This window comes from Candidatus Villigracilis affinis (assembly GCF_016705895.1).
GTDB lineage: Bacteria > Chloroflexota > Anaerolineae > Anaerolineales > Villigracilaceae > Villigracilis > Villigracilis affinis.
Genome location: NZ_JADJKT010000024.1, coordinates 74,190 through 87,165 on the forward strand (window position 1 = coordinate 74,190; position 12,976 = coordinate 87,165).

Genomic DNA, 12,976 nt, shown 5'->3' on the forward strand with positions numbered 1-12,976 from the left:
AGTATCTCTACAATAAACTGGAGAATAAACATATGGTATCTGTCCAAGGAAAGTGGGCGCTCATTACTGGCGCGAGTCGCGGCATTGGTTATCTCACGGCTTTATTTATGGCAAAGCAGGGATGTAATCTTGTTTTACACAGTCGCAGTCTCGAAAACACAAAAAAACTAATGGACGAGGTCAAAGCCTTTGGCGTGGATGCGTATTGCGTTGAAGCGGAACTTGCCAATCATCAAGAAGTTGTCAGGATGTTGGATGATATTGAAGCAAAAGGCACCGAGATTGATATTGTTTTCAACAACGCGGCAGTGCAATTAACCTACCGCAACGATTATTTCAAAACACCGATTGAAGACCTGGATTTGAGCCTTCGGGTAAATTTTATTGCCGTTACAACAATTTGTTATCGCTTGCTCCCCAGGATGGTCGATCGCGGCTTCGGCCGGGTCATCAACACCACCAGTGGAATTCGGGATCAGCCGGAACAAGCCGGTTATTCTGCCAGCAAAGCCGCGCTTGATAAATTCACAAATGATCTGGGATACAAACTCAACGGCACCGATGTCATCATCAGTTTGACCGACCCGGGCTGGTGCCGAACCGACTTGGGCGGTCCACAAGCGCCGCACGCGCCTGAAGACAGCATTCCGGGTGTGGCGGTTGGCGCATTTGTAAATGACAAAACCAGCGGACGTTTCTTCAACGCCACTGATTTCATCGGCATGACGTTGGAAGACGCCGTCAAAAAAGGCGAAGCGCAAATCGTTTCAAACTAGACGAGTCACCGTCCAATGGTTCATAAAGCAAGTCGCCCGCGCCACGAAGGGCAAAGCGGACCCGAATGTTACAAAAGAGTTGTTGGTGAAGGCGTTGGAAGAGAGAAGAAACAATCAAATGTGAGAAGGAAAACAGCCGCATGGTAGCGGCTGTTTTTATCTTGATGAGTCGAAATCTACTTTTTCTCCAGGCGTCTTGCCAGCCAATGAACACCAAATAGAATTGGAGCTACACAAAAAAGAATTACAGATATACCATCGAAAGAAAAAGCTAGAAAAAAAAGCGGCACAGAGAATAACAAGCCTAGATGAAATATTAAGTGTAAAATAAACGCCCGCGTTTGCAATGGATTATAGAGTAAAAAAATGTTTTCGATGCGGTCAACTGGCACAACCTGGTAGCGCGGAAACCAGCGATACAACTCTCGCCAGCGGAAGAGGACAAGAGGAATTGCAACCAAGAGGAATATTGCATAGTATAAAAATATTGCAATAATTCCCTGGGTAGGATCCCCACCCTCTATGCTTCGCCCTGACCCCGACGTCGTCATTTGGTCCAATGAAAAGAAAACACATATGACGAGAACCAACTGAAAAACAGCTAAAATAAATAGGGGATAGATAGCCGATGCACCTCTCGTCCGTAACCGTAGGCCTCTTAAGATAAATAAAGATGTACCAAATAGTAATATGCCATTAATAATAATGAAAACAATATCAATTAATTCACTTATAAAATTGGTGGTTTGAAAAACTCCGATAATTACGTCAAGAACAGACATCAGGATGACACCCCCGAATACCATACCGGTCCCGAGGAAAAAATATTGTAGAACGTCAACTACGACCGGATAAATCTCTCCTGAATTCATGGGGGGAGTCGCAAGAGCTCTCAATAAACGCTCCGGTTCCGGAAGAAGTTTTGCCAGTTTATCAATATTGCGAATGCCTTTTCGGAAATCTATCCATTGAATCCGCCCTAAATTATCAGCAATTCCAGAAACAGGCTGCAAAATAACGGGATAAACCACTTGACTGTCCGGGTCAAAATTGGTGCTCTTCTTATACGCGGATATCAACACAAAAATAGCTTCGGGTGTTTCGTTGATCTGCGCCATACAGTGCCCATGTTTTTCCAAGCCTTTGCGCAGATCATCCGCATAACGACCATCTTCAGGAGCATGATCAATGGCAAACAACACAGAACGAGGTTCTTGTCTCTTATCCACGATCAAACGATTCGCAAACCGCACCTGGGCGGCTTCGGGTGTCGCACGTCTTTGCATCGATTCTGTAAATAGTATTACCAAAAGAACTGGGGAAAAGAAAAAAGTTATGAGTAAAAAAGCTATGATGAGAAAGACATGAAGATCTATATCGATGTTTAGAATCAGTCTAGAAAATAAAAGGTTGTCTGTTCCAGTTTCTGAATGGATATACGTCATAAACGGGAGAAGAATCAAAGCAGCAAAAACCCGTGACAAATTATAATTTCGTTTGTATATCTGCCATGGCAAGGGTATAAGGATAAAAGGTATATATACTGTCCACAACACAGGGATAGAGCTTATGGCAACAAGGATACTGAGAATCAAAGCTACCCGAAATAAGAACGGGGCTTTGAATCCCCTTTGCGGTGCTGGTTTTTCCAAACTGATTAGTTGGTTCAGCAAATGATCTAATTGTTTAATACCTTTTTTGAAATCAACTCGAAAATCCACCCATTCGCAATTTTGCAATTCTTCCGGTAAGGGGCATGTCTCAAAGATCACCAGAACGATACGTTTATTTAGTTTGAGTGCGGTTTTCCATTCATCTGCCACATTCGTTGACTCAATCGAATCTTTGGAAACGATCAGTAAAACAGCATCTGCCCCGTTGAGCCCTTCCATAATTTGGTCAAACCAAGGTCTGGCTGGTACGAGATTGTGATAATCCAACCAGATCGAATATTCATTTTTCGTCAATTTTTCAACCAAACTATCTACGAACGGGGTCTGACGGCGTGAGTAACTGATAAAAAGCCCAGGTTTCATGATTACCTCAATTTCGGGTTATTAGATTGGGATGATTAGAGTTCACAACACGACAAATAATGTTTAGATACTAATTCACGAAAACAATTCCCTTATTGAACAAGTTCATTTATATACCCAAGGCGTACCGAGTCCCAAAGACGACATAAATACTTACTTGTAAAATGGCTCGGCTCGTGAAGAAAAATATCATCATCGTTCTTGTGACTCTGCTCGTTCTGGCTGGAGGGGTGTCCTACATCTCCTATTCCGCCGCGGACTTGCTCAGGCTGGCATAAATTTTCTTCTGCTATAATTGGCGCAATCACAAACTAAAGGATTCTCCACATGGCTGAACATATCAGCGTTTCAAAAATTTCGAACTACGTAGGGCAAGACATCATCCTCAAGGGCTGGGTCTACAACCGCACGGACAAGGGCAAGCTGGCCTTTTTGCTCATCCGCGATGGATCAGGATTTGTGCAATGTGTCGCTTTCAAAGGTGACCTGACCCCCGAACTCTTCGAGACCATCTCCAAACTGCCACAGGAATCGTCAGTGATCATCACGGGCTCCGTCCGTGAGGACAAGCGCGCGCCTGGCATCCCCGGCGGGTACGAAGTCGGCATCAAGGAATTACAAGTCGTGCAAGCCGCCGAACTTGATTACCCTATGTCGCTCAAAGATCACGGCGTGGACTTTGCGCTCGACAACCGCCACCTGTGGATTCGTATGCAGAGTCAGTGGGCAATCCTGCGCATCCGTGTGCGCGTCATGTCGGCTGTCCGCGAGTACTTGGATGGTCAGGGTTTCTTCAACCTCGACACCCCCATCCTCACCCCTGCCGCCGCCGAAGGCACCACCACCCTCTTCGAAACCGAATACTTCGATGAAGGGTCTGCCTTCCTTGCACAAACAGGCCAACTCTACAACGAAGCCAACATCTTCGCGTTCGGCAAAGTCTATTGCTACGGTCCCACCTTCCGTGCGGAAAAATCAAAAACGCGTCGTCACTTAACTGAATTCTGGATGCTCGAACCCGAGATCGCTTTCTGCGACCTCGACCAGTTGATGGACATCGAAGAAGGACTCATCACCCACATCGCCCAGTCTGTGCTGAAGGATTGCTCTGCCGAGTTGAAATTCCTCGGGCGCGATATTTCCAAACTGGAAAGCGTTGTCGGTCCGTTCCCGCGCATGTCCTATGACGATGCGGCAAAATATCTGATCGACCTCTACGAAAAAGAGACCGACCCCGAAAAGAAGGAACTGCTCAAATTCGAATGGGGCATGGACTTCGGCGCTCCGCACGAGACCGAGATCACCAAGCTGTACGATAAACCTGTGTTCGTTTATGGCTATCCGTCCGCGGTCAAGGCGTTCTACATGGAACCCTGGCCTGACCGCCCCGAAGTCTGCAAGTCAGTGGATTTGCTTGCGCCGGAAGGCTACGGCGAGATCTGTGGCGGCTCCGAGCGCATGAGCGATCCCGACAAATTGCTGGCACGCATCCAAAAAGAAGGTCTGCCCGAGGAAGCGTTCAAGTGGTATTTGGAGTTACGCAAGTATGGCTCGGTCCCCCACTCTGGCTTCGGCATGGGCACGGAACGTGTCACCGCCTGGATGTGCGGCATCGAACACATCCGCGAGGCGATCCCCTTCCCACGCACGATCAAACGAATTTATCCGTAAATGAGAAAGTAAAAGGACTCTGGGCAAATGCTCAGAGTCCTTTTTTCATGTTTATGTGTCTACTTATAGTTAAGGAATAATCAATACCTGTCCCACTTTGATGTTGTTGATATTCGTGATGTTATTCGCGGAAGCGATCGCGGCGACTGTGGAGCTGAATTTCACGGCGATCGCGGAAAGTGTATCGCCTGATTTGACTGTATAGGTACGGGTAGAGGGTGTCCCAGAATCGCCCGAGCCTGTATCGGTTGAGGATGAATCGCCTTCCTGTGGGATGGCAATTGCCACGGGGATGGTCAATTTCGATCCAGCAGTAAGCAGCTGCGGATTCGCGGTCACCAATTCGCGGACTGTGACCCCGTAATTGTTGGCGATGGATTCGAAGCTGTCGCCTTTTTTGACAGTGTGGGTCTTTGGTGTTTGGTCGGGAATCTTTGCACCTGCGAATTTGTACAATTCCTCAAGTGTGCCGTTGAAGATGTTCATATCCACTTTGGCGTTGATACCATTGAGTACGCCCTTGTCGCTGTACTGCCAGATGGTCCAGTTGAACCAGCCGCGCGGGAGGAAGGGCTTCATGCCTTCCTGATATTGGTTGGGATATTGAGCCAGCCAGAGCGGATAGTCCTTGGCCCAGACGGGCGGGCCGCCGCCAGTCACGACGAGATAATCCTGCAAAAAGTATTGACCTGAATAAATGATTGGCTTTTTACCAAAGGCAGCTTCAACACGATCCAGCCAAACCTTTACGGCGGGCACGATCTTGTCCTTGGTCATGCCGTCGTTGGTTTCGAGATCAAGCACGGGCGGCAGTTCGCCATCATCCTTCACCGAGCGAACATAATCGATAAAGTAGTCCGCCTGTTTTTTGGCATCCACATTGCAGCGGAAGAAATGATAGGCGCCCCGTAAAAGGCCCGCCGATTTCGCGCCAAACCAGTTGTCGTCAAATGTCGGGTCTTTGTAGGTGATTCCCTCTGTGGCTTTGGCGACTACAAAGCGCTGCCCGGTGGCACGCACTTTCGGCCAGTCGATCCCTGCATCCCAATAAGAGACGTCTATCCCTGGAACAGTTGCCATGATGTTTCCTCCGTATCATTAAATTTAATCGGATACAACATATAGAGGGTAGCACAAAATTTATTTTAAATCAATCAATTCACGAAGGCTGGATTTAATGATTAACTATGCTTGTACCAACGATTATGGTATAAGAATTACAGCCCTGCTGTGTTCGTGATATTGCCTCCACGTTTTGAGCCAATACCCACTAAAAGGGTCCTTAACTTAATTAGAAATAACGCGATAGGCCTGAGCCAAGGCGGCGTTTCTAGGTAGGGACCCACCTGCAAATGCAGGTTCAAAACCTGGTGATACACGGCATAAGCGGGGTTATTTGCTGCCTAACCCTTGCTTGACGAGTTGGCAGGGTGCGTATACAATACGCTCCGTTGTAAGGACAATTGAATACGGAGATATAAGCGGCTGGGTCTTGTGAAAGCTATTAGCAAGATCACGAGGTGGAGGTTCTCCCGTGCGAACGGGACGCTAATCCCTCACCCATCCTCTCCCAAGGGGAGAGGGGTGAAGAGGAAAAAATCGGATAGATCAGCGGATGCCTCTGAAGTTAATCACTAACTTCCTTCTCCCTTCCAAAGCAAGCGGAACGAGCAAAGGTGTTTTAAAAAACTCTATTGCTCACTACTGAAAACCAGACAGTGATGGCTGGGACAAAGTGGACGCGGTGATTACAGGATTTCAATTGCCTGTAATGTTTTGGAAGGGCGTTTCTTTTTAATACCCAAGTGTATTGAAACAGGCATGCCCGGGCATGCCTGTTTTTTTATTACCTCACTCCTCTCTCAAAACAAGAGAGGGCAATTGAAGGAGAAAATGAGCAAGAATCGGGTGGTTTCCGTAAGCAAGACCCAATACAATCTTCGGCACAAAGGAGATTAATTTATGGAATCCACAACTGAACTTTCACAACATTATCAGCTTATCGAGCAGGCGATTCAATATATTGAAACCAATGTCCACCGCCAGCCCGAGCTTGACGAGATCGCCTCTGCCATCGGCCTAAGCGAGTATCATTTCCAGCGGCTGTTTACCCGCTGGGCAGGCATCAGCCCCAAGCGTTTTATGCAATTCCTTACCAAGGAACACGCCAAGGATCTGCTTGCCCGTTCCGAGAATTTACTGGAAACGACGCATCAAGTAGGCCTTTCGAGCTTGGGACGCCTGCACGATCTCTTCGTCAATACTGAAGCCGTGACTCCTGGCGAGTACAAATCGAATGGCGCAGGCCTAACCATACATTACGGTCTGCATCTCACGCCGTTCGGAAAATGTCTGATCGCCGCCACCGAGCGCGGGGTTTGCCATTTGAGCTTCGTGGAAACAAGCGAAGGCAATGCGATCGATACCCTGGTAGCGGACTGGAATCAAGCAAAGATGATCGAGGATTACAGAACCACCGCCCCACTCATTGACCGAATCTTTTCCACGCCGACGCCTGATATACCTCTCAAGCTTCATCTACGCGGGACGAATTTTCAGATCAAAGTCTGGGAAGCCTTGCTCCACATCCCCGCTGGGTCATTGACCACCTACGAGCAGATCGCCGCACAGATCGGCAATCCCAATGCCCTGCGTGCCGTGGGGACGGCTGTCGGTCACAACCCAATTGCGGTCTTGATCCCATGTCATCGGGTGATTCGCAAGAGCGGCGAATTTGGAAATTATCGCTATGGCCCTGCGAGGAAGAAAGCTCTGCTTGCAAAAGAATTCGCCTTAAGCGGAATCACGAGTGATCTTCGAGGAATGTAGTCGAAAGACTTCACTTCAAGATAGCGAATATAAATATGACCCGTCCTTCGGCTCTGCTCAGGACGAAGATAAAAGGAAAAAAATGAAATCAAAGATCTGGCTGGCTTTACTGGCACTCTATATTGTTTGGGGTTCGACGTATCTTGGCATCAAAGTATCCATCGAGACCATCCCTCCGTTCTTTCATGCGGCGGTGCGCTTTCTCATCTCTGGTCTCATTCTGGTCATCTGGCAGCGCAGTGCGGGCCATTCCATGCCTACACGAAAACAGTGGATATCCACTGGAATCATCGGCACTCTCCTGCTCCTTGGCGGCAATGGACTGGTCGCTTGGGCTGAGCAATTCATCCCATCGGGCGTTGCCGCGCTCATCATCGGCTCCATGCCCATGTTTCTCGTGGTGGGCGAAGCGATTCGCCCCAACGGGGTTAAACCTAACTGGCAGGGAGTTGTTGGTTTGCTGGTCGGTTTCATAGGCATCTTCATTTTGGTCGGTCCTTCTGAAATTTCTGGAAGTACCGAAAAACTGAATACCTTTGGTGTCATTGCCCTGCTGGCCGCATGTCTGTTTTGGGCCACAGGCTCCCTGTACAGCAAATCTGCTGACCTGCCAAAATCGTCGCTGATGAGCACGGGCGCACAAATGCTGATGGGAAGTGTCAGCCTGATCATCGTTTCGCTTATTTCGGGTGAGTTGAACGGCTGGGATATTTCAGCCGTATCGGCCCGCTCATTGTATGGGTTGTCGTATCTTATCTTTGTGGGTTCACTGGTCGGGTTCGTTTCTTATGGATGGCTGCTGCAAAACGCGCCGATCTCACTTGTTTCAACGTATGCTTATGTCAATCCGATCGTTGCCGTATTGCTTGGGGTTTGGTTTGCGAATGAAGTGCTGGAGCCGCGCATCTGGCTGGCGACAGCCATCATCATCGGGTCAGTGATTTTCATTAACAGCACCAGGCCAAAGGTCCGCTATGAAACGAAGGAGGCGGTAGTGGAGAATACTCATTAATCAGAAAACAGTGATCAGTAGAAAATGATCAGTGGTCAAACATCAAACAAAAAAATAAAAAGGAGAAACAAAATGGATAACAAAGATCTGCTCAAACGTGTAAAGGAAGACAATGTGAAGTTCCTGTCACTCCAGTTTACGGATGTGATGGGCGCGGTCAAGAGTGTGGATATGCCGATCCGCCACCTCGAAGATGTGCTGAAAGACGGCGCATGGTTCGATGGTTCATCGGTGGAAGGCTTTGCGCGCATTCAGGAAAGTGACATGCGCCTGAAGATCGACCCCGAGACCTATGCCGTGCTGCCCTGGTCTGCGACGGATTCAAAACGCGCGCGTGTGTTCTGCGATATTTACACCCCGGGCGGCGATCCCTTCGATGGCGATCCGCGCGGCGCGTTGAAGCGCATTCTCAAGAAAATTGCTGACCGCGGCTGGAAGCTCAACATCGGACCCGAGCCCGAGTTCTTCCTGTTCAAGGCTTCGGATGGGAATGGCGTTCACCCCGTCCCCCACGATACGGGCGGGTATTTCGATTTCTCTTCGTTCGATGAGGCTGTAGTCGTTCGCACCGCGTTGATGGAAGCCCTCGATGCCATGGGACTTGATGTGGAAGTGGGTCACCATGAAGTTGCATTGGGCCAGCACGAAATTGACTTCCGCTATGCGGATGCGCTCAAGGCCGCCGACAATGTATTGACCTTGAAGTACACCGTGAAGGCGATCGCTGCTCAACACGGATTGACCGCTTCTTTCATGCCGAAGCCTGTGTACGGCATTAATGGCTCTGGTATGCACTGTCACCAGTCTCTCTTCGATATCAAGAGCGGCAACAACCTGTTCTTCGATGCGAAGGATGAAGCCCACCTCTCCCCACTGGCATACTCCTTCATTGCCGGTCAGTTGGAACATGCCCGCGCGCTCGCTGGTGTGGTTGCCCCGACCGTGAATTCCTATAAGCGTCTGGTCCCTGGTTACGAAGCACCCGTGTACATCGGCTGGGCTCAGCAGAATCGCTCGGCGTTGATCCGCATTCCGCGCTACACCGAAGGACGTGACAAGGCTGTCCGCGCTGAACTGCGCTTCCCTGACCCATCGTCCAACCCGTATTTGGCTTTCACCGTCATGCTTGCTGCCGCCCTCGATGGCATCGATAAGAACATGAAGGCGCCCAAGGCGTTGAACAACATCAACCTCTATCACCTCGATAAGGCCGAACGCACCAAGCTGGGTGTGACCGAACTGCCCGGCTCGCTGGCTGAATCCTTGAAAGAACTGGAAAAGAACGAAGTGTTGAAGTCGGCTCTCGGTGAATATCTATTCGAAGCCTACCTCCGCGCGAAATGGGAAGAATGGGATGAGTTCCGCCTGCGCGTGACCGATTACGAGATCACGAAGTATTTGGAAACCGCGTAGTTCTGGCGTCAGTTTTCAGTAATCCATATTAGAAGAAAGACCCTAAAGGTTGATAAAGCCTTTAGGGTCTTTCTTTTTGAATCTGTAATTGTCTTGCAAACCATAAAACATCTTCTAAAAGCAATCCATGCTATATAATGGACTAAAGTTGTCCAGTTTATTCTGGGTATTTTATTGTTTACTTGGCATGATATTTCAAATGACGATCCCACTGATTTTTACTGCTTAATATGGAGAATTTTATGCGCCGTTTTACACACACGACTCTTGTGTCAATTGGTTTGATTTCTACTTTAATTATATTTTTATCTCCCATTCTACCGGCCTTGGCCAGCCCTCTTCTGGTGCCAAGTATTTCCGCATCGAAGACCGACGCCATTATCGGCGATGACGGTGATGGAAAAGCCGACCCTGGCGAGATCATCGAGTATACCGTGACCATTCCAAACGTCGGCACAGATGCGACCGGGGTAGCGTTCACTGATACCATAGATGCAAATACCACCCTAGTCGGCGGTTCGCTCGCCGTTTCCCCCATCGCGATCAACGAAAGCTATACCGCCACTGGCAACCTCTCGATTTCCATCGCTGCAGGTTCCGGTGTGCTGGCCAATGATTATCTCGGCCTTAACCCTGCGGCAACGATCACGGCTTTTGATGCAACCAGCGCACAGGGCGGCAATGTGACCGTCAATGCGGACGGTTCTTTTACTTACAACCCACCGCCCGGTTATGAAGGCACCGATACTTTTACATATACCCTGAGTAATTCCACCGGCAGCAACAATGCGACAGTAAGTATTACCGTCAGCGGCATGGTCTGGTTTATCAACAACGGCGCTTCTGCCTGTACCACGCTGGCGGCTGGATGCGGCCGTCTTTCGAATCCATTTTCGACCCTGGCGGCATTCAACACACTCAATAACGGCACAGGCAATAATCCTGCCGCCAATGACAATATCTTCTTATATGAAAGCGGCACCGCATATACTGGCGGTGTTACCTTATTAAGCGGACAAAAGCTGATCGGGCAGGACTCAACATCTTCGTTGTCCGCGATTACAGGCCTGACGCCACCCAGCGGCAGCGCGTCGTTCCCGGCAATGAATACGGTGCTCCAGCGGTGACCATCCAAAACGCTGGCGGCAACGGTGTGACGCTCAACAGCGGTAATACGCTTAACGGTTTTACGGCAGGCAATTCCAGCGGCAGCGCCATTTCAGGTTCCGGCTTTGGCACATTGACCGTTGCCGATGTGATCGTCAACACTACGGGTCAGGCGCTCAGCCTCACCAACGGCACATTGAGTGCAACGTTCTCTTCGGTGACATCCAGCGGCGGGACAAACAATGTTGCGTTGGCAAGTCCCTTGACAGGCACGTTAACAATCAGCGCGGGTGCGTTTTCTGGCGCAACCGGCAACTCATTTGATATCAACGGCGGTACCGCCACCATCAACAACGCTGCTACGATTGCGAGCGGTTCTGCCCGCTCTGTCAACGTGACCGGCAAGACAGGTGGTACGGTAACCTTCAGCGGGGCGATCACCGACACTGACACGGTATCAATCTCAATACAAATACTGGCGCAATAATTAACTTTTACAGGTGGTCTGGCGCTTTCCACAGGCACCAACCCAGCCTTCACTGTGACTGGCGGCGGCACGGTCAGCGCTACTCAGAATAATACTTCGATTGTTAATACGATAACTACCAGCACAGGTACGGCGTTGAATGTTGCCAATACCACTATCGGCGCAAGCAATTTAACCTTCCGCAGTATTTCAGCCAATGGCGCGGTGAATGCTATTGTTCTGAATACTACCGGTAGCAGTGGCGGGCTTACTATTACCGGGAATTCTAGTGGGCTTTGTGGTGGGTCTGTTGGGAGTGGGCCACCTGCCTCAGCAGCTACTGTGACTGCGCCAGTCACCGCCGATTGTACAGGCGGAACTATTCAGAACACCACTGGCCCAGGCATATTGCTAACCAATACCAGCAATATCTCCATCACTCGCCTTCGGCTGATCAATTCGGGCAATGATGGAGTGCAGGAACCAATGTCACCCAGGTTTAGCCTATCATCATCGTTTCTGGACAGCAACGGCAACGCGTTAAACGAGAATGGTCTGGATTTCGGTGATTCAAGTAGCATTACGCCCGACGGGCTGCACGGAACGGGAAGTATCACAAATTCGACAGTTCAGAATTCGTATTATAACGGTGTCAGCATTCGTAATAATAGTGGCATAGCGCTTACGTCATTTTAACATTACAGGCAGTCAATTCCGTGCTAATGCTGCGAATGGAGATGCCAATGATAGTGTGTTTATGGAAGCTGGTGGCACAGCAAATATGGCGATCAGCGTCTCCGGCAGTTTCTTTGCATCAATAGAGGGTGATCATTTCCAGACAGCCGCTCTTAATAGCGGCATCCTCAATGTCAATTTCACAAACAACACACTGACAGGTGGGCACTCAACCCCACTTGGACAGGGGATTACGATTAATGCGGCGACAGGCGTACCCGGGTGGAATGGACGAATTGATTACGATATCAACGGCAATAACATCACGGCGCAGCCCTCGAACGGTGTCAGCGTCGTTCTCGGTACCTCTAGCGCGGCGGCAGTTTTCGACGGTTTTGTCCGCAACAACGTCATCGGCACCTCAGGCGTTTCCTTTTCGTGCTCATCGCAAGCGAATGGCGTTTTTATATAGACGCGCGCGGCAATGGTACACACAATTCAGCGGTCACCGGAAACACCATCCGTCAATGTTTTGACCGTGGCATTTTGACAGAAGCAGGCGATGGTGACAGCGTGCTTAATCTAACTGTGCAAAGCAATATCATTGATCAGCAAGTAGATGCTGGCGCACGCGAAGCGATCCAAACAAATTTCGGTATCACCAGCACAAATGTGTTCGGCAATGTTGATACGAATAATGTCTGCTTACAATTAGGGGGCGCTGGTGGACTCGCTAACACCTTTAGTCATGGTGGCGGTGCGCCGGATGATTTCCGCTTACGTAAGCGGCAGGAGCCCACAGTAAGGTTCCTGGTTATGGAGGTGGCACTGACCAAACAGCAGGTTCGTTGGCGCAAGTGGTGGCTTTCATCCAGAGTCAAAATACTGGCAGTGCTGGTGAACCGGGGAGCGCATCAGCAAGCGGAGCAGGCGGCGGCTATACAGGTGGAGCAACTTGTCACAGCCAATAGCAATGGCTCCTAGTAATGAT

The 12,976-nt window shown here is 49.5% G+C and carries 11 protein-coding genes and 1 other RNA gene; 10 read left to right on the forward strand and 2 right to left on the reverse strand.

Going from position 1 to position 12,976, the window contains the following annotated elements; translation table 11 throughout:
- Positions 1–32: 32 nt before the first annotated feature.
- Complete coding sequence (locus tag IPI86_RS10525; RefSeq protein ID WP_345297966.1) at positions 33–776, forward strand: SDR family oxidoreductase; 744 nt, start codon at positions 33–35, stop codon at positions 774–776.
- 176 nt (positions 777–952) lie between these two features.
- On the opposite strand, the gene IPI86_RS10530 is transcribed toward IPI86_RS10525, so the two are convergent.
- Positions 953–2,812: a toll/interleukin-1 receptor domain-containing protein gene (locus IPI86_RS10530; RefSeq protein ID WP_345297967.1), complete on the reverse strand. Its 1,860-nt coding sequence runs from the start codon at positions 2,810–2,812 to the stop codon at positions 953–955.
- A 327-nt stretch (positions 2,813–3,139) separates the two neighbouring features.
- Between IPI86_RS10530 and asnS the strand changes: the two genes are divergently transcribed.
- Positions 3,140–4,483, forward strand: a complete 1,344-nt coding sequence (gene asnS / locus IPI86_RS10535) for an asparagine--tRNA ligase (RefSeq protein ID WP_345297968.1) — start codon at positions 3,140–3,142, stop codon at positions 4,481–4,483.
- 69 nt (positions 4,484–4,552) lie between these two features.
- Here the strand turns inward: asnS and IPI86_RS10540 are convergent, their stop codons facing one another.
- Complete coding sequence (locus IPI86_RS10540) at positions 4,553–5,563, reverse strand: GH25 family lysozyme (RefSeq protein WP_345297969.1); 1,011 nt, start codon at positions 5,561–5,563, stop codon at positions 4,553–4,555.
- 139 nt (positions 5,564–5,702) lie between these two features.
- On the opposite strand from IPI86_RS10540, the gene ssrS reads away from it, so the two are divergent.
- The 8 genes from ssrS (at position 5,703) to IPI86_RS10580 (ending at position 12,969) form a co-directional block, all read left to right on the forward strand.
- A non-coding RNA gene (gene ssrS / locus IPI86_RS10545) (6S RNA) lies at positions 5,703–5,880 on the forward strand.
- A gap of 565 nt (positions 5,881–6,445) precedes the next feature.
- Complete coding sequence (locus IPI86_RS10550; protein ID WP_345297970.1) at positions 6,446–7,312, forward strand: methylated-DNA--[protein]-cysteine S-methyltransferase; 867 nt, start codon at positions 6,446–6,448, stop codon at positions 7,310–7,312.
- 82 nt (positions 7,313–7,394) lie between these two features.
- Entirely contained in the window at positions 7,395–8,324 is a 930-nt protein-coding gene (locus tag IPI86_RS10555; protein ID WP_345297971.1) for an EamA family transporter, read from the forward strand.
- A 24-nt stretch (positions 8,325–8,348) separates the two neighbouring features.
- The gene (locus IPI86_RS10560; RefSeq protein WP_345297972.1) at positions 8,349–9,737 is read left to right on the forward strand and encodes a glutamine synthetase family protein; all 1,389 of its coding nucleotides are present in this window, start codon (positions 8,349–8,351) and stop codon (positions 9,735–9,737) included.
- Between the two features lie 242 nt (positions 9,738–9,979).
- Positions 9,980–10,864, forward strand: coding sequence for an Ig-like domain-containing protein (locus IPI86_RS10565; protein ID WP_345297973.1), 885 nt, complete (start codon positions 9,980–9,982; stop codon positions 10,862–10,864).
- Positions 10,861–11,331, forward strand: coding sequence for a hypothetical protein (locus IPI86_RS10570; RefSeq protein WP_345297974.1), 471 nt, complete (start codon positions 10,861–10,863; stop codon positions 11,329–11,331). Before IPI86_RS10565 ends, IPI86_RS10570 begins: the two co-directional genes overlap by 4 nt.
- A gap of 736 nt (positions 11,332–12,067) precedes the next feature.
- Positions 12,068–12,457, forward strand: a complete 390-nt coding sequence (locus tag IPI86_RS10575; protein WP_345297975.1) for a hypothetical protein — start codon at positions 12,068–12,070, stop codon at positions 12,455–12,457.
- Positions 12,424–12,969: a hypothetical protein gene (locus tag IPI86_RS10580; RefSeq protein ID WP_345297976.1), complete on the forward strand. Its 546-nt coding sequence runs from the start codon at positions 12,424–12,426 to the stop codon at positions 12,967–12,969. Before IPI86_RS10575 ends, IPI86_RS10580 begins: the two co-directional genes overlap by 34 nt.
- Positions 12,970–12,976 lie beyond the last annotated feature (7 nt).